The 16,197-nt window shown below is 69.8% G+C and carries 17 protein-coding genes; 5 read left to right on the forward strand and 12 right to left on the reverse strand.

Annotation, left to right across the window (positions count from 1 at the left end; translation table 11 throughout):
• Positions 1-47: 47 nt before the first annotated feature.
• The 3 genes from ACIRGA_RS15485 to ACIRGA_RS15495 all read left to right on the forward strand — a co-directional run bounded on the left by ACIRGA_RS15485 (position 48) and on the right by ACIRGA_RS15495 (position 2,580).
• Positions 48-584: an NADPH-dependent FMN reductase gene (locus tag ACIRGA_RS15485; protein ID WP_400941351.1), complete on the forward strand. Its 537-nt coding sequence runs from the start codon at positions 48-50 to the stop codon at positions 582-584.
• Between the two features lie 77 nt (positions 585-661).
• On the forward strand, positions 662-1,606 hold the full coding sequence (locus tag ACIRGA_RS15490) for a 5'-3' exonuclease H3TH domain-containing protein (RefSeq protein ID WP_400941353.1): 945 nt from the start codon (positions 662-664) through the stop codon (positions 1,604-1,606).
• On the forward strand, positions 1,603-2,580 hold the full coding sequence (locus ACIRGA_RS15495) for a pirin family protein (protein WP_400941356.1): 978 nt from the start codon (positions 1,603-1,605) through the stop codon (positions 2,578-2,580). The genes ACIRGA_RS15490 and ACIRGA_RS15495 overlap by 4 nt, the downstream gene beginning before the upstream one ends.
• Positions 2,581-2,741: 161 nt before the next feature.
• On the opposite strand, the gene ACIRGA_RS15500 is transcribed toward ACIRGA_RS15495, so the two are convergent.
• The 5 genes from ACIRGA_RS15500 to ACIRGA_RS15520 form a co-directional block, all read right to left on the reverse strand.
• The gene (locus ACIRGA_RS15500) at positions 2,742-3,962 is read right to left on the reverse strand and encodes a GNAT family N-acetyltransferase (RefSeq protein ID WP_400941359.1); all 1,221 of its coding nucleotides are present in this window, start codon (positions 3,960-3,962) and stop codon (positions 2,742-2,744) included.
• A gap of 44 nt (positions 3,963-4,006) precedes the next feature.
• The gene (locus ACIRGA_RS15505; RefSeq protein ID WP_400941362.1) at positions 4,007-4,405 is read right to left on the reverse strand and encodes a DUF4333 domain-containing protein; all 399 of its coding nucleotides are present in this window, start codon (positions 4,403-4,405) and stop codon (positions 4,007-4,009) included.
• Between the two features lie 34 nt (positions 4,406-4,439).
• Positions 4,440-5,639, reverse strand: coding sequence for a GNAT family N-acetyltransferase (locus ACIRGA_RS15510; protein ID WP_400941364.1), 1,200 nt, complete (start codon positions 5,637-5,639; stop codon positions 4,440-4,442).
• 41 nt (positions 5,640-5,680) lie between these two features.
• The gene (locus tag ACIRGA_RS15515; protein WP_400941366.1) at positions 5,681-6,478 is read right to left on the reverse strand and encodes a DUF4333 domain-containing protein; all 798 of its coding nucleotides are present in this window, start codon (positions 6,476-6,478) and stop codon (positions 5,681-5,683) included.
• 258 nt (positions 6,479-6,736) lie between these two features.
• The gene (locus ACIRGA_RS15520; RefSeq protein ID WP_400941368.1) at positions 6,737-9,514 is read right to left on the reverse strand and encodes a DEAD/DEAH box helicase; all 2,778 of its coding nucleotides are present in this window, start codon (positions 9,512-9,514) and stop codon (positions 6,737-6,739) included.
• Between the two features lie 112 nt (positions 9,515-9,626).
• Here ACIRGA_RS15520 and ACIRGA_RS15525 point away from each other — a divergent pair, with 112 nt between their 5' ends.
• Positions 9,627-10,214: a hypothetical protein gene (locus tag ACIRGA_RS15525; protein WP_400941371.1), complete on the forward strand. Its 588-nt coding sequence runs from the start codon at positions 9,627-9,629 to the stop codon at positions 10,212-10,214.
• Here the strand turns inward: ACIRGA_RS15525 and ACIRGA_RS15530 are convergent.
• From ACIRGA_RS15530 to ACIRGA_RS15560, 7 genes are all read right to left on the reverse strand, one after another.
• The gene (locus tag ACIRGA_RS15530) at positions 10,198-11,073 is read right to left on the reverse strand and encodes a diacylglycerol/lipid kinase family protein (protein WP_400941374.1); all 876 of its coding nucleotides are present in this window, start codon (positions 11,071-11,073) and stop codon (positions 10,198-10,200) included. The two genes, ACIRGA_RS15525 and ACIRGA_RS15530, sit on opposite strands and share 17 nt — an antisense overlap.
• Positions 11,074-11,080: 7 nt before the next feature.
• Complete coding sequence (gene tatC, locus ACIRGA_RS15535; RefSeq protein ID WP_400941376.1) at positions 11,081-12,052, reverse strand: twin-arginine translocase subunit TatC; 972 nt, start codon at positions 12,050-12,052, stop codon at positions 11,081-11,083.
• Positions 12,053-12,163: 111 nt separating this feature from the next.
• On the reverse strand, positions 12,164-12,496 hold the full coding sequence (gene tatA / locus ACIRGA_RS15540) for a Sec-independent protein translocase subunit TatA (RefSeq protein WP_400941378.1): 333 nt from the start codon (positions 12,494-12,496) through the stop codon (positions 12,164-12,166).
• Positions 12,497-12,533: 37 nt separating this feature from the next.
• Entirely contained in the window at positions 12,534-12,743 is a 210-nt protein-coding gene (locus ACIRGA_RS15545; RefSeq protein ID WP_219152056.1) for a bacteriophage holin, read from the reverse strand.
• A 9-nt stretch (positions 12,744-12,752) separates the two neighbouring features.
• Positions 12,753-13,730, reverse strand: a complete 978-nt coding sequence (locus ACIRGA_RS15550) for a helix-turn-helix transcriptional regulator (RefSeq protein WP_400941381.1) — start codon at positions 13,728-13,730, stop codon at positions 12,753-12,755.
• Positions 13,727-14,707 (reverse strand): helix-turn-helix transcriptional regulator, encoded by a 981-nt coding sequence (locus tag ACIRGA_RS15555; RefSeq protein WP_400941383.1) that lies wholly within the window; start codon positions 14,705-14,707, stop codon positions 13,727-13,729. Before ACIRGA_RS15555 ends, ACIRGA_RS15550 begins: the two co-directional genes overlap by 4 nt.
• Positions 14,708-14,716: 9 nt before the next feature.
• A complete protein-coding gene (locus ACIRGA_RS15560; RefSeq protein WP_378370406.1) occupies positions 14,717-15,148 on the reverse strand; it encodes a winged helix-turn-helix transcriptional regulator in 432 nt (143 codons plus the stop codon).
• 102 nt (positions 15,149-15,250) lie between these two features.
• On the opposite strand from ACIRGA_RS15560, the gene ACIRGA_RS15565 reads away from it, so the two are divergent.
• On the forward strand, positions 15,251-16,186 hold the full coding sequence (locus ACIRGA_RS15565) for an NADP-dependent oxidoreductase (protein WP_400941385.1): 936 nt from the start codon (positions 15,251-15,253) through the stop codon (positions 16,184-16,186).
• Positions 16,187-16,197: the final 11 nt, after the last annotated feature.

The following is a 16,197-nucleotide window of genomic DNA, read 5'->3' on the forward strand; positions in this document are numbered from 1 at the left end:
TTCTGGAGTTTGACTTCAAGTTAAGTACAGGTTTTACGGTCTTGCCCATGACAACGAACTCGCCTTACCAGCTCGCCGTCGTGATCAGCAGCGTCCGCGAGGGACGCTTCGCTCCCGTCGTCGCGAACTGGTTCCTGGACCACGCCAAACAGCGCGACGACGTCACCCTTTCCGTCATCGACCTGGCCGAAGCCCCCGGCGACCTCTCCCCCGGCGTGGCCGCCGCGGACGCCGTCGTCGTGATCGTCCCCGAGTACAACCACAGCTACCCCGGCCCGCTCAAGACCGCGCTCGACGCCACCGGGCCCGAGTGGCACGGCAAACCGGTCGCCTTCGTCTCCTACGGCGGCATCTCGGGCGGCCTGCGCGCGGTGGAGCATCTGCGCCCGGTCTTCGCCGAACTCCACGCCGCGACGATCCGCGAGACCGTGAGCTTCCCTTACGCCTGGAACCATTTCGGCCCGGACGGCGAGCACGACGACTTCGAAGGCGCCTCGGTCGCGGCCACCACGCTGCTGAACCAGCTGAACTGGTGGGCCAACGCCCTCCGCGACGCACGCCAGGCGCGGCCCTACGCGGCCTGACCGGCCGTTCGTGGAGGACCCGGCTGGGGGTCGGGTCCTTCACGGACATCCGAGGCGGAACATGGCAGGCTGTCCGCGTGACCGGACCACTCGCTCTCCTCGATTCCGCGAGCCTCTACTTCCGCTCGTTCTACGCGCTGCCCGATTCGATGACCGCCCCGGACGGGACACCGGTCAACGCCGTGCGCGGGTTCACCGACACGATCGCGCGGATCCTCGTCGACCGGCGGCCTTCCCGGCTCGTCGCCTGCCTGGACGCGGACTGGCGGCCGAAGTTCCGCACCGATCTGCTGCCCAGTTACAAGGCGCACCGGGTGGCCGAAGAGGTCCCGGAAGGCAGCGATGTCGAAGAAGTGCCGGACACCCTGACCCCGCAGGTGCCGATCATCCTGGAACTGCTGGAGGCCTTCGGGATCGCGACGGCCGAGGCCGCCGGATACGAGGCCGACGACGTCATCGGCGCGCTCGCGATCCGCGAGCAGGACTCCCCGGTCGAGGTCATCACCGGTGACCGCGACCTGTTCCAGCTGGTACGCCATGAACCGACGCCCACCGTGGTCATCTACGTCGGCAAGGGCTGGAACAAGGCCGAAGTCCTCGGCCCGGCCGAAATCGCCGAGAAGTACGGGATCCCGGCCGGGAACGCCGGTCCCGGGTACGCCGACATGGCCGCGTTGCGCGGAGATCCGTCGGATGGGCTGCCCGGCGTCGCGGGGATCGGCGAGAAGACCGCGGCGAAGCTGATCACCCAGTTCGGCTCGCTGCAGGAGCTGATCGAAGCGTCCAACGCAGGCGACTCACGGGTGCCGCTCAAGACCCGGCTCCGGCTGACCGATGCCGCGGAGTACCTCGCGGTGGCCCCGACCGTCGTCCGGGTCGCGGCCGACGCGCCGGTCAAGCAGTCCCGGCCGGACACTGTCCCGTCCGAACCCGCCGACCCGGACAAGGTCGCGGAACTCGCGGAGCGCTGGAATCTCGGCCGTTCGGTGGAGCGTCTGCTGGCCGCGCTCCCGAAGTCATGAGCAACACCGAGGCTGACCCGGCCGAGCTGCTGTGCCGGGAGCGGCCGGGCGAAGGCGTCACCGTGCTGACCCCGCGCGACGTCCCGCTCGGCGGCCCGCGGGCGATCCGGGTCCGCCGGACCCTCCCGCAGCGGCAACGGTCGCTGATCGGCGCGTGGTGTTTCGCCGACCACTACGGCCCGCAGGACGTTTCGGCGTCCGGCGGGATGGACGTCGCACCGCATCCGCACACCGGTTTGCAGACCGCGAGCTGGCTGTTCAGCGGCGAGATCGAGCATCGCGACAGCATCGGCACCCGCGCCATGGTGCGGCCGGGTGAGCTCAACCTGATGACCGCCGGGCACGGTATCGCGCATTCCGAGGTCGCCACAGTGTCCACACCGGACACTTCGACGCTGCACGGTGTCCAGCTCTGGATCGCGCTGCCGGACGAACACCGTGACACCGCACGGGATTTCCGGCACTACGCGCCGCCGCTGCTCGACCTGCCCGGCGCCACGGCGCGGGTGTTCCTGGGCAGCCTCGCCGGGACCACCTCACCGGTCCCGGCGTTCACTCCCCTGCTGGGCGCCGAACTCATTGTCGAACCCGGCGCGACTTTGCCCCTCGACGTCGACCCGGCCTTCGAACACGGTGTCCTGCAGGACATCGGCTCCGTCACCGTCGCCGGCGCCGCACTGAGCACCGGCGAACTCGCCTACCTCGCACCGGGCGCGGCGCGGCTGGAGCTGACGAACTCCGGCACCGGCCCGGCTCGGGTACTCCTGCTCGGCGGGACACCGTTCACCGAGGAACTCGTCATGTGGTGGAACTTCGTCGGTCGCAGCCACGACGAGATCGCCGAGTACCGCGAAGCGTGGCAGGCACAGGCGGACCGGTTCGGCCGGGTGGAGGGCTATCAGGGCACCACGGCGTGGCTGCCCGCACCCACGCTGCCGCAGGTGCGGATCAAACCGCGGCGCAATCCGGCCTAGCCTCGCGCCTCGTGAGTGGTACGGACGGTTACTGCCGAAGGTCGGGGCCCAGGCGGTCGGAGGTCCGTGAAGGCCTCCTTCCCTACCCTGAAGGTAGGGAAGGAGGCCTTCACGGACTTCGGCGATCGCCACCCGCGGCCTCGGCAACACTCACGAGTGGTCTAGAAGAACGTCCCGCACCAAGGCGAGCGCGCGGTGTGGAACAGGGAGTCGGCACGGGCGACCGCCGCCTCGTCCAGCACCTCGACACGTCCGGCCAGAGCCAGATCGCCGAACAGACCGTGTCCGAGGTACAGCGACGACAGGGTGGCCACGTCCAGCCGCAGATCGGCCTCGGCGGTCGTGCGTTCCACGACGTCCGGCCCGACGACGTAACGGCCGTTGTTGTCCGGAAGCTGCTTGTCGAGCACATCGAGCACAACGGATTCGGCGGTGCCGTAGGTGCGCGCCCGCAACGCCGCGAGGACGTCGACGAGCCGCAGCCACAGATCGTCGATCACCTCGGTGGTGTTCACCGCACGGGGGTCGGTGAGCAGTTCGGCGATCGGCTCGTCCAGCGGGCGGCCGCGTCCCGTGACGGCCGAGACCAGGTCGACCGACAGCAGGAAACGCCACAGCGCCGCCCAAGCCTGTGGCGTGGCGGCATGGAGTTCACGGATGTCCAAGATCGCTCCACGCTCCGGCGCCAGCCTGTCGCGCACGTCGATGCTCTGGTACACGACGAAACCGTCGTCACCGTCCGGTCCACTGTGGACCGCGACCCGGTACCCGTCGTCTCCCGTGACCACGCGCTCGAAGAAGCCGGGCCACCAGGACGGCGGCCGGGAAACGAATCCCGGTCGTGTCCCCGCGAAGCGGTGGTACAGCGCGGGAACCCGCTCCACGGCTTCGGCGCGGGTGACGAACTTGACTTCGCCGTCCCGCCCCACGCCGTCACGAACCCGGGCGCGCGGGCGTTCGATGGACACACCCTTGTCGTAACTCGCCGGACCGTACCCGAAGCGGCCGTAGATGACGGCTTCCGAGGCGTGCAGCGCGGCGACCGGGACACGCCGCGCCGCGAAGTCTTCCAGCTGTACGGCCATCATCGCGGTGAGAATCCCGCGGCGGGTCCAGTCGGCGCGGACGCCGACACCGTCGACCGCCGCGGTGACCAGCTTCTGTCCACCCGGGACGGTCAGCTCGACGTCGAAGGAACTGGCGATCCCCACCGGGGCGCCGTGGTCGTCGAACGCGGCGAACTTGCCGGCGGCTGTCCAGGACGGAGCCATCTTCGCCCAGGTCTCGTCCGTGGCGGGCTTGCCGTGCAACGACTCCGACAGGAGATCGAGGCAGGCTCGCTGCTCGCCTTCGGCCACGGTACGCAGATGGAATTCGCTCATACCGTGGATCCTGCCGTCCGGCCCGGGACGGCCCAACCGGTTTTTCAGCTGGGCGCGCCGACTTCGTAGCGGCCGTCTTCACCGGTGACGGTGATCGTGACGGTCTTGCCCTCCCCGCCGACCTGGACGGTGCAGGTGAACGTGCTGCCGTCCTCGACTTTCTGGTTCGCCGGGCAGAGCACGTCGCCGACCTGGCTCACCTGATAGGTCTCGGTGAGGATCTTCCGCACGTCCGCCTGCATCGTCCTCGGGTCGAAGACCCTGCCCGGAGCGGTGGAGGACGAACCGCCGGACGACGCGGAAGCGCTCGACGAAGCACTCGTCGTCGGGGGAACCGTGACGGTCTTCGTCGCCGGCGCGGGCGCCGGGGTGTCCGAACACGCCGCCAGCATCGCGAAAGCGGCACCACACAGACCGACCGTCGCGACGGCTCGCCTGCTCAAGCTTCTCCACCCCCACCGGTGTGATCATCCAACGTCAGAAGAAGGTACCGCACCAAGGGTTCACCCGCGTGCCGAACAGCTGGTCCGCTCGGTCCAAGGCGGTCTCACCGGTGGCGCGGACGCGTCCGGCGAACGCGAGATCCGAGGGGCACCAACCGCCGAGATACACCATCGACAGGGTGTCGGCATCCAGTTCGATATCCGCCGGCTCGGTGGTGCGGGCGGCGCCGTCCTCGGACAGGCGGTAGCGGCCGGAGTTGTGTTCCAGGAAGGGATCGGTGACTTCGATGACCACCGGCTCGCCCCGATACGTGCGGGCGGCGAGCATCGTCTCGACGTCGACCAGCCGGAACCAGCCCTCGTCCTGGACCTTCTGCACCTCCACGTGACGCGGGTCGGCGAACAGCAGCTCGACCGGTTCGTCGAGCGGCCGTTTCTCGGCGGTGACACGGTCGACCAGGTCCACGGACAGCAGGTAGCGCCACAACCCGGCGAACGCGTCGGGACTCGCGTAGTGGAAGGACTGGATCTTCAGCAACGCCGGGGCACCGAAATGAGCCCTCTCGACGGTGTAGGTGGCGAAGCCGTCCACGCCGTCCGGGCCTTGGTGCACGGCGGTCGCGATCGGAGTGGTCGCCCGGCGCACCTCACGGACGTAGCCCGGCCACAGATTCGGGCTACGCGCGATCATTCCGGGCCGAGTCCGCGGGAGCGCGTCGAAGAGCGCAGGCCATTGCTCGATGGTGTTCTCCAGATCGAGCACGGAGATCTGCCCACCGGCCGGCGCTTCGGGACGGAACCGGGCACGGCGCCGGTCGATCTCGATCGACTTGGCCCGCACGGCCGCGCCGTACCCGAACCTGCCGTAGATGGCGCCCTCGGACGCGTGCAGCATCGCCGCGGGGACGCCGCGCGCGGCGAAATCCTCGAACTGAGCGCGCATCAACGCCGTCAGCACGCCACGGCGGGTGCGGTCGGCACGGACACCGACGAGGCTGACTGCGGCGAGCGGTGTGGTGCCGCCACCCGGCAGGGTCACTTCCGAATCGAAGGACCGGACGGTACCGATCAGCTCCGGATCGAACGCGCCGAACCCGCGGCCCGGCTGCACCGATACGGCGGAGGCCGACCATTCCTCGTCGGTCATCTCCTTGACATGCAAGGCCCGCCTGAACACATCGACCGCGGCCCGTTCCTCGTCGGACCGCAGCGGCCGCACTGAAAAGTCGCTCATGCGACGATCATGCAGGATCGACCACGCCCGGCGCCCGCCGTTTATTTGGTGGTGGCGGGCGGCGAGACCTCGTAGTTGCCGGTGTCACCCTTCACGGTGATCGGCACATCCTGCGGCTTGCCCTCGATCGTGGCGGTGCAAGAGAACTTCGCGCCGTCCTTGACCTCCTGGCCCGCGGGACAGGTGACCGCGCTGATCTCCTTGATCCCGTACGTCTCGGTGAGCAGCTTCTGCACGTCGGTCTGCATCTGGGTGTTGTTGAAGACCTGGGTGTTGAACCAGCCCGGCGTGACGAACCCGAGGATGCCGACCGCGGCGATGATCACCACGAGCGCGCCGATCCCGATGAACAGGCCCTTCTTGGACTTCGGCTTGTCCTGCGCCTCGCCCTGGGTGCCCGGGAACTGGCTCTGGCCGTAGTCGTACTGGCCGGGCTGCTGCTGCCCGTACTGAGGCTGCTGCTGCGGGCCGCTCTGCGGGTAGCCCGGCTGCTGCTGGGGCCCGCTCTGCGGATACCCCGGCTGCTGGCCGTATTGCGGCTGCTGGCCCCACTGCGGCTGCTGTTGCTGCGTCTGCGAGGGATCCTGCTGCTGCGGATACCCGGGCTGCTGCTGCGACGGGTCGTAGGGCGCGGGCTGCTGCCCCCACTGAGGCTGCTGGGGCTGCTGTGGCTGTTGCTGCTGGGTCTGCGACGGGTCGTACTGCGGCTGCTGGCCCCATTGCGGCTGCTGCTGCGGGCCGCTCGGCGGTTGAGCGCCGCCCGGCTGTTGGCCGTAGCCCGGCTGCTGCCCCCACTGGGGCTGCTGCTGCGGGTCGTTGCCGCCATACGGCGTGCTCATCGTTTCGCCTCCGCCTGTTCCGCATCGTCACCGGCCGACCTGCATGGCCGTCGTGGGCGATCCAACCACAGGTCGGCGCCCCTGCCCACTGTTCCCGGGTGGTGTCGGGCCAACTGTCCGCGAGCGTGCTCACACCGGAGGCCCGTCCGCTCCGCCGGTCGGCCCAACGCCACGAGTGCCGGCACCGGCGATCTCACGTGTCTGGACGGACGACACGCGTGATCCGGCGGACGACACGACCGCGCCAGACCGCGCCGGTCACGCTCCGCCGGCCGCCACGACTCCGCGGCGCAAGGCCTTCACCGCGTCCGAAGCCGCCGCCCCGACCGGATCCGCCTTCCCGAGGACGTCGCGGATCTGGTCCAGCAGGTCGATGACCTGCCGCGACCACCGCACGAAGTCACCGGCCGAAAGCTCCTGCCCGTTCGCTTCGGCGGCGGTGAGGACCTTCTCCAGCGATTCGCCGCGCGCCCACCGGTAGACCGGCCAGGCGAAACCGGCGTCGGGCTCGCGGGTGCGATCCAGCTTGTGGCGACGCTCGTCTTCGGTGAGCTCCATCCACAGCCGCGTGGTCGCCTGCCAGGCGTCGACCACCTTGCCGGCGGGCAGGCGAGGCTCTCCCGCGGTGTCCCGGCGTGCCTCGAAGACCAGCGTCGAGACGACGGCCGCGAGCTCGGCGGGCGCCAGGCCCTTCCAGACGTCGTGCCGGATGCATTCGGCCGCGAGCAGATCGGATTCGCTGTACAGGCGGGTGAGCCGCTTGCCGTGTTCGGTGACCCGGTCCTCGCCGTCACCCTTCGTCGCAGGGCCGAGGTAGCCGCGTTCGCCGAGCAGCCGCAGGATTCGGTCGAAGGCGCGCGCGAGGGAATGCGTGGTCGCGGCGACCTTGCGTTCCAGTTGCTCGGTCTCGGCCGTGAGCCGCTGGTACCGCTCGACCCAGCGCAGGTTCGCCTCGCGTTCGGCCAGGCCGTGGCACGGATGCGCGCGCAGCGCCCGCCGCAGCGCGGCCAGCTCACCGTCCTCATTGGCCCCGGCGCGGCGCTTTTGCCTGCCGGGCAAGGAGATTCCCGCGTTGCGCAGACTCGAGGCGATGTCCCGCCGGGTCTTGGGCGAGCGCAGCTCGATGTGCTTCGGCAGCTTGATGTTCCCCAGCGCCTCGACCGGCGACGGGAAGTCCGAGACCGAGAGCGGGCCGGACCAGCGGTCCTCGGTGACCACGACGGGCCGCGGCTCGCGGATCGGGTCGAGCCCCGGATCGACGACGACCGCCAGCCCCGCGCGACGCCCCGCGGGCACGGCGATGACATCGCCCTTGCGGAGCTTCTCCAGCGATTCGGCGGTGCCCGCCCGGCGGGCGGAGGTGTTCTGCCGCGAAAGCGCCTTCTCCCGTGCGGAGATCTTCGCCCGCAGCTCGACGTACTCCAGCATCTCGTCGAAATCGCCGGTGATGGCGGAGGTGTAGCCCCGCAGGGCCTCCTTGTTCCGCTCGATCCGCCGCGCCGTCCCGACCACCGACCGGTCGGCCTGGAACTGCGCGAACGACTGTTCCAGCAGATCACGGGCCGCCTCGGCACCGACCTGGGCGACCAGGTTCACCGCCATGTTGTAACCGGGCCGGAAAGACGACCGCAGCGGATACGTCCTGGTCGAGGCCAGGCCACCGACCTGTTTCGGGTCGATCCCCGGCTGCCAGGCGACGACGGCGTGGCCTTCGACGTCGATGCCGCGCCGCCCGGCCCGCCCGGTGAGCTGCGTGTACTCCCCCGGCGTCAGGTCGACGTGGGCCTCACCGTTGTACTTCACCAGCCGTTCCAGCACCACGGTGCGCGCGGGCATGTTGATGCCGAGCGCGAGCGTCTCGGTGGCGAAGACGACCTTCACCAGGCCCTGGACGAACAGCTCCTCGACGGTCTCCTTGAACGCCGGGAGCAACCCGGCGTGGTGCCCGGCGATACCGCGTTCGAGCGCTTCACGCCATTCCCAGAAGCCGAGGACGCCGAGGTCGCCTTCGGGGAGGTCCTTGGTGCGCTCGGAGACGATGCGACGGACCTTCTCGACCTCTTCGGGGCCGTTGAGCCGCAGGCCGGACCGGACGCACTGACCGACGGCGGCGTCACACCCCGCGCGGGAGAAGATGAACACGATGGCGGGGAGCAGGCCGGCGTTGTCCAGCCGCTCGACCGTGTCGGTGCGGGACGGCGGCCGGTACCGCGGCATCCGCGACGGCGCCCCCCGCCGCCCGCGTGGGCCGCGCAGCCCGGCCGGGGCGAACCGTCCGCCGATCTCCTCGGTGCGGCGAAGCAGGCTGGGGTTGATCCGCAGCTCGGCGCCGGGCGCGTGTTCCTCCTGGCCCGCGAACAGATCCAGCAGCCGGTTGCCGACCAGCATGTGCTGCCACAGCGGCACGGGACGGTGCTCGTCGACGACGACGGAGGTGTCGCCGCGGACCTCGACGAGCCATTCGCCGAACTCCTCGGCGTTGCTCACCGTGGCCGACAGGCCGACGACCCGGACGTGCTCGGGCAGGTGGAGGATGACCTCTTCCCAGACGGCACCGCGGAACCGGTCGGCGAGGTAGTGGACCTCGTCCATCACCACGTACGCGAGCTCGCCGATGGTCGAGGACCCGGCGTAGAGCATGTTCCGCAGGACCTCGGTGGTCATGACCACGACCTGCGCGTTGCCGTTGATCGACGTGTCGCCGGTCAGCAGGCCGACCGCGTCGGCACCGTGGCGGCCGACGAGGTCGGCGTACTTCTGGTTCGACAACGCCTTGATGGGTGTCGTGTAGAAGCATTTGCGGCCCTCGGCGAGCGCGAGGTGCACCGCGAACTCGCCGACCACCGTCTTCCCGGCGCCGGTGGGCGCGCAGACGAGCACGCCGTGACCGTCTTCGAGCGCCTCGCAGCCGCGGACCTGGAAGTCGTCGAACTCGAACGACGATTCCGCCGCGAAGCGGGTCAGCTGGGGGTACCGAGCGCGGCGCTGGGAGGCGGCGTAAGCCTCGGCCGGGGTCTGAGAAGGGCTGTTGACCACTTCGTCAGGGTTCCATACCCCACCGACAGTTCGCACTCGGTGTGACGATCTGGGGAACGGACGACACACCTCTGTCATCCAAGGGCCGGATCCGAGATCGAGAGGGGACGCCATGGAGATCGCTTGCCCGCAATGCGCGCAGGTCGACCAGGTGCAGAGTGTGCCGGCGGTGTTCCAGAGCGGGCAGACGACCTACCGGGTGCAAGGCGGCATGACGGCCGTCCCGGCCGGTGACGGCGTGGTCTACACCGCGACGACGCACACCGGTGTCTCGGTGACCGCGACCGCCGCGTCGCTCAACCCGTATCCGGTGCTCCGCGGCGGCGGCTGCTTCCTGACGCTCGCGCTGGTTCTGCTGATCCCCGCGTTCGTGTTCGTCTCGTTCGCCACCGACGTGCTCGCCGAGAATCCCGCTCCGACCGCCGGCGGCCGCGTCGGTGCGGCCATCGGCGCCTGGATCTTCCCCTTCGGCGCCTTCGCGCTGGTCGCCTTGTTCGCCGTCCTGTTCGTGCTCCGGCTGCGGCGCAACGCGCGGATCCGGCGGGGCATCCCGGACGCGCTGATCTACTGGCGTCAGGCTTGGTTCTGCCATCGCTGCGGCGGGGTGTTCTTCCCGCGCGGTGACCTGATGTCCGCCGCGACGTTCCGGGGACAAGTGTGGCGCGCGGGCGACTACGCCGGGCTCACCCGACGACGGTGAGCGCCCTGGGGACGCACGTGATGTCGATCGGCAGTCCGCCCAGCGGCTCGCCGTCGGCGTAGACGGGCAGATCACTGCCCGCCAGGTGGATACGGCTCGCTTTGAGGATCCGCACCGCCGGGTGCGTGACGTGCTGCCCGGAGCGGACACCGGGCAACATGCGGATCAGATCGCGCCGGGTCGCCTTTCCGACGACCGTGACGTCGAACAGGCCGTCCTCCGGGTCGGCTCCGGGACAGATCGGCATGCCGCCGCCGTAGTACGGGGTGTTGCCCACGGCGATCATGGTGGCGTCGAGTTCGATCGTCTCGACGTCGGTGCGCAGTACGACCGGCCGGGGCCGGAACGCGGCGAGTTCGGCCAGGATCGCGACGTCGTAGCGGCGTGGGCCGCGCGGCCAGGTCAGCCGGTTGGCGCGTTCGGTGACCAGAGCGTCGAAGCCCGAGCACAGCACCGTGGCGAACCATTCGCCACCGGCCCAGCCGAGATCGATCCTCCGCCGGTTCCCCGCCGCGATCCGCCTGGCGACGAGATCGGCGGCGGCATGCGGGCGTTCGCGGATCCCGAGCGCCCTGGCGAAGTCGTTGCCGGTGCCCGCGGGGACCAGCCCGAGCGCGACGCCTGATTCCGCGCAGAACTGGACGCCTTGGTGTGCCGCGCCGTCACCACCGAGGACGACGAGGACGTCGAGCCCCGCCGCGCGCGAGTCGGTCATCAACGCGCGGGATTCCTCGACCGTGTGGGCGACGAGGACGTCGAGCCGGTCCACGACGGGCCTCAGCCGCGCCGCGACCGACTCCATCAGCCGTCCCGCGGCCCCGTTCCCTGAGGCCGGGTGGACGGCCAGCGCCGCGTGCATCCCCGGATCAGGTGACGTCGTCGGTGCTGGTGCGCTTGCCGTTCGTGGCGGCCGACGGCTCCTCGTCGATCGTGCTCGGCGTGTAGTCGAACGGTGCGGCCTCGTCGTCGGCGAGCTGATCCCAGCCCTCGGTGCCGCGCTCCTTGTCGAGCTTCCGGTCGTGGAAGCGCGCGATCTGGATCGAGAGCTCCAGGAGCACCACCAGCGCGCCGGCCAGGGCGATCATCGAGAACGGGTCCGAACCGGGCGTCGCGAAGGCGGCGAAGACGAACACGACCATGATCAGGCCGCGGCGCCACTTCTTCAGCGTCTGGTACTTGAGGACGCCTACGCGGTTCAGCATCACCACGAACAACGGGAGCTCGAAGCTCACACCGAAGATCAGCAGCAGCGACAGGATGAACGAGATGTACTTGTCACCGGTGAGGGCGGTGATGAACTGGTCGCCACCGAAGTTCATCAGCAGCTCGAGAGCGTGCGGGATGAGCAGGTACGCCAGCACGGCGCCGAAGGCGAAGAGGATCGACGCGAAGAAGACGAAGGTGAGCGCGTACTTGCGCTCCTTCGAGTAGAGGCCGGGCGCGATGAACGCCCAGATCTGGTAAAGCCACAGCGGTGCCAGCAGCACCGCGCCCGCGGCGAGGCCGACCTTCAGCTGGATCATGAAGGCTTCGAACGGGACCGTCTGGAGAAGCTGGCAGGGGCCGTGGGGTTGCCCGCCGAGCCTGCGCTGGTAGGGGATGCCGCAGTACGGGCCGGTCATGATCTCGCCGAGCGACGGGATCGGGCCCACCTTGGTCTGGAACCAGATGAAACCGATGATCCCGCCCGCCAGGATGGCGAGCAGCGCGAAGCCCAGACGGCGCCGGAACTCGTAGATGTGCTCGATGAGCGTCATCGTGCCGTCGGGGTTGCTCCGACGGCTGCGCTTGCGCCGCTTCGTGCCGCGGCGCTCCTCACCGGAGGCGGAATCCGCCACTGGACAGTCCGTTCTCGTCAGGGTCCACCATGAGCGCGCCGTGACCTCGGCGCGCTCATCCGCGAACAGGCTCCGCTGTGCTGGCTGGAAGCTGGCTTACTGAAAGACCGCTCAGCTGGCGTTCTTCTGCGCCTGCTCGGCCGGAGCGGGCGCGGCGGCCTGCTGCTTCTTGAGCTCGTCGAGCTGACGCTGGAGGTCGGCGACCTGCTTGTCCTGCGCGTTCGCGGCGGGCGCGGGCGTGGCGGCCTGCGGCAGCTGCTTGGTCTCGACCTCTTCGGTCTCGGCGGCCTTGTCCTTGTCCCCGGCCATGTCCTTGGTCTCGGCCTTGAAGATCTTCATGGACTTGCCGATGGACCGCGCGGCGTCCGGAAGCCTCTTGGCGCCGAACAGCAGAACAACGACGAGCACCAGGATGATGATGTGCCACGGCTGCAGCGCGTTCATCGTTTGCGGCCTCCTTCTCGAGTCTCTGTGTGTGATGTTACCGGTCTTCGAGCCCACGTCGTTGCGCGATCGCCACGCGAAGCGCGGCCGACCGGGCGCGGAGCAGCCCTGTCCGTTTTCGGGTGTTCGTAGCCACCATGCTCATCGTATGGGTGAGTACGCGCAAGACTCTGCGTAATTTGATTAGCAGAACAAAGAGAACGATCAGCCCGGCGACGGCGAGCGCGATGCTCGGCAGGTACGACACGGCGTCACCCTACTGCTCGTAGGTTGACGTTAGGTGACGAGCCCGGGCCAGCGCGTCGGCCGCTCGGCGACGAACCGCCTCACCGAGCGCGGCCGGGCTTTCGACCTGCGCGTCCCCGCCGAGACCGAGGATCAGCCGGACCATCCAGGACTCGTCGGCGTAGCGCATCCGGATGCGCAGCCGCCCGCCGTCGAGCTCGTCGAGCTCCTCGCAGGGGTAGTACTCGGCTACCCAGCGTGTGTCGGGATCGAGGACGAGGACGGCTTCCTGCTGATCGGGACGCGGCCGGAAAACACCATCGGAAATGTCAGTGGGCTGCGCGTGCGCCGGCGGGACGGCGGGTTCGTCGAGCACGGTGAGCTCGTCGATGCGGTCGAGCCGGAACAACCGGACGCCCTCGGCGCGGCGGCACCACGCTTCGAGGTAGCCGACCGCCTGGACGATCAGCAGCCGCATGGGGTCGACGGTGCGTTCGGTGATCTCGTCCTTCGACGCGGTGTAGTACCGGATCCGCAACGCGCGCTTCGCGGTGAGAGCGGCACGGACGGCTTCACGAGTCCCGGCGGTCTTCTTGCCTTCGCGCACTCCCCCGCCGACGACGATCCCCGACGGTTGCGCCTGCCCGGCGGCGGCCTCGATCTTCGCGATGGCGCGGCGGACCGCGTCGGCGTCGACCACTCCGGGGGTCTCGGCCAAGGCACGCAGCGCGACGAGCATGGCCGTCGCCTCGCCGCCGGTGAGCCGCAGCGGACGGTTCATGCCGGCGTCGTGCGTGACGACGATCGTGTCGCCCTCGAAGGAGAGGTCGATCAGATCGCCGGGACCGTAGCCGGGCAGCCCGCACATCCACAGCAGCTCGAGGTCTTTGCGCAGCTGCTTGGGTGTGACGTCGAAGTCGTGGGCGGCGTCGTCGATCTTGATTCCGGGCCGCGCGAGCAGATACGGCACGAGCGCGAGCAGGCGCGGCATCCGTCCGGTGGCGCTCATCGGGCACCACCGGCGTGCGCGATGGCTTCGAGGCGGCTGAAGACCGACTTCGCGAGGACCTCGGGTTCGAGGACGAGGACGTCCGGGCCGTGCGCGGTGAGCCAGTCGGCGGCGGATTCCGGGTAGTACAGCTCGATCTCCACGAGGTCGCCTTCTTCTCCCCCGGCGTCGCTGCGGCCGACCACCCGGCCGCGGCGGCGGACCCCGGCGGCCCGGCCGTCGGCGACCCAGACACTGGCGGTGGTCGGGGCGGACGGGTCCTCACCGCTGCTGGCGGAGACCATGCGCAGCAGGTTGACCCCTTCCGGGCGTTCGACGACGCCGGTTTCCCCGAAGGCGTCGACCTTCCCGGTCACGCGCGAGAGGCGGAAGCAGCGCGACGCGCCACGGTCCCTGTCGTGCCCGACGACGTACCAACGGCCCTTCCACGACACCACGCCCCACGGTTCGAGGGTGCGGATCTTGCGCTCGGCCGAACCACTGCGGCGGTACTCGAAGCGCACCGCCTGGCCGGCTTGGACGGCGGCCAGCAGCGGGCCGAACGCCGGTTCGGCCCGCACACGGGGTTCCACGACGGTCGGGGCGTGGTCGTCGACCTCCACCCCGGCGGCGCGAAGTTTCACCAGTGCCCCTTGGGCCTCACCGGTCAGCTCCGGGGAGTCCCAGAGCCGGACGGCGAGCCCGACCGCGGTCGCTTCGTCGGGCGCGAGGTCGATTTCGCCGAGTTCGTAGTCACGCCGGGCGATGCGGTAGCCGTCGATCGCGTCGAACGCCGAGTTGCGCCCGGTCTCCAGCGGGATGCCGAGTTCGCGGAGTTCGGTCTTGTCGCGCTCGAACATGCGGAAGTACGCCTCGTCGCTGGCCGCGTCGGCGTACCCGGGCACGATGCCCCGGATCCGCTCGGCGGTGAGGTACTGCCGGGTGGACAGGAGGGCCAGAACCAGGTTGACCAGACGTTCGGCGCGTGCGGTGGACACCCGGCTACCCTAGCCCGCGCCGTCCGACCCGATGGTGAGAGCCGCCGATCGCGCGTCGTAACGATCCCTGGCGGTCTCGACCTCGTCGAACCGGGTCTCGGCCCAGTCCTTGATCCCGGCCAGCAGCTGGCGGAGGCTCCGGCCGAGCTCGGTCAGCTCGTAGTCCACGCGCACCGGCACGCACGCGGTGACCGTGCGCGTCAGGAGGCCGTCCCGCTCCAGGGTTCGCAAGGTCTGCGTGAGCATCTTCTGGCTGACACCGGCGATCCGGCGGGAGAGGTCGCTGTAGCGCTGGGGCCCGTCGCCGAGCGCCACGAGGACGAGACTGACCCATTTCCCCGAGACCTCGTCGAGCAGTTTCCGGGCGGGGCAGGCCGCGAGGTAGGCGTCGTAGGCCCGTTTCTCCTCGTTCCGGCGTTCCTGTGCCGTGCGCGTGACCACGGTGCGCGTACCTCCGCGTGGGTTGGGCACCTCGAGGTGCGTACTTCCCGATGGAGAGTAGCTCCCCATACGTTCGTGGAGAACGATCCCTGGAGGAGAACGATGCGTGCAGTGGTGGTCCGCCGGTTCGGCGGCCCGGAAGTCCTGGAGTTCGCCGAGATCCCGGTGCCGGTACCGGGACGCGGTCAGGTGCGGGTGAAGGTGGCCGCGGCCGGGGTCAACCCGGTCGACGCCGCGACCCGGTCGGGTTTCCTGACCGAGGCGGGGATCGTCCCGCCTCGCGAGGTGCTCGGGATCGGGTGGGACGTGGCGGGGACGGTCGACGCCGTCGGCGACGGCGTCACCGGCTTTGCCGAGGGTGACAGCGTGATCGGCCTGCGGGACCGGCCGTCGGCAGCGCTCGGCACGTACGCCGAGTCTGTCGTCCTCGACGTGGACGCGCTCGCCGCCGCCCCGCGGACGGCGTCTCACGCGGAGGCCGCGACCCTGCCGCTGAACGGTCTCACCGCGGTCCAGGCGCTCGATCTTCTCGACCTCCCCCCGGGTGCGACGGTGCTGGTGACTGGAGCGGCGGGTGCTGTCGGCGGCTACGCGGTCGCCTTGGCCAAGGTGAGGGGCTTCCGAGTAGTGGCGGTCGCCGGCTCCGCCGATGAGGCACTCGTCCGAGGGTTCGGTGCGGACGTTTTCGTGCCGCGCGGCGATTTCCTGGCCGATCGCGTGCGCACGGTGATCCCCGGCGGTGTCGACGCCGCGCTCGACACCGCACTGCTCGGGCTCGAAGCCTTGGACGCCGTGACGAACCACGGCCGGTTCGTGGTGTTCGCGGCCGGAGCGGCCCCGATCCCCTTGCGCGGCATCAAAGTCGAGCACGTCTGGATCCGCGCCGACGGCGCCGCCCTCGCCGGACTGGCAGCCCTGGTCGACGACGGCACGCTCGCACTGCGGGTCGCGGACACCTTGCCCTTGGCCGAGGCGGTGAAAGCCCACGAACGTCTGGCGGCGGGCGGTCTCCGCGGACGACTAGTGCTCATAAGTTGACGCTTAATTAA

The sequence above is a fragment of the Amycolatopsis sp. NPDC102389 genome, from assembly GCF_044765885.1.
Lineage (GTDB): Bacteria > Actinomycetota > Actinomycetes > Mycobacteriales > Pseudonocardiaceae > Amycolatopsis.

Coding starts and splice junctions, on each gene's coding strand:
- ACIRGA_RS15485 (WP_400941351.1), top strand. CDS start 48: ATGACAACGAACTCGCCTTACCAGCTCGCCGTCGTGATCAGCAGCGTC.
- ACIRGA_RS15495 (WP_400941356.1), top strand. CDS start 1,603: ATGAGCAACACCGAGGCTGACCCGGCCGAGCTGCTGTGCCGGGAGCGG.
- ACIRGA_RS15500 (WP_400941359.1), bottom strand. CDS start 3,962: ATGAGCGAATTCCATCTGCGTACCGTGGCCGAAGGCGAGCAGCGAGCC.
- ACIRGA_RS15510 (WP_400941364.1), bottom strand. CDS start 5,639: ATGAGCGACTTTTCAGTGCGGCCGCTGCGGTCCGACGAGGAACGGGCC.
- ACIRGA_RS15515 (WP_400941366.1), bottom strand. CDS start 6,478: ATGAGCACGCCGTATGGCGGCAACGACCCGCAGCAGCAGCCCCAGTGG.
- ACIRGA_RS15525 (WP_400941371.1), top strand. CDS start 9,627: ATGGAGATCGCTTGCCCGCAATGCGCGCAGGTCGACCAGGTGCAGAGT.
- ACIRGA_RS15530 (WP_400941374.1), bottom strand. CDS start 11,073: ATGCACGCGGCGCTGGCCGTCCACCCGGCCTCAGGGAACGGGGCCGCG.
- tatA (WP_400941378.1), bottom strand. CDS start 12,496: ATGAACGCGCTGCAGCCGTGGCACATCATCATCCTGGTGCTCGTCGTT.
- ACIRGA_RS15550 (WP_400941381.1), bottom strand. CDS start 13,730: ATGAGCGCCACCGGACGGATGCCGCGCCTGCTCGCGCTCGTGCCGTAT.
- ACIRGA_RS15565 (WP_400941385.1), top strand. CDS start 15,251: ATGCGTGCAGTGGTGGTCCGCCGGTTCGGCGGCCCGGAAGTCCTGGAG.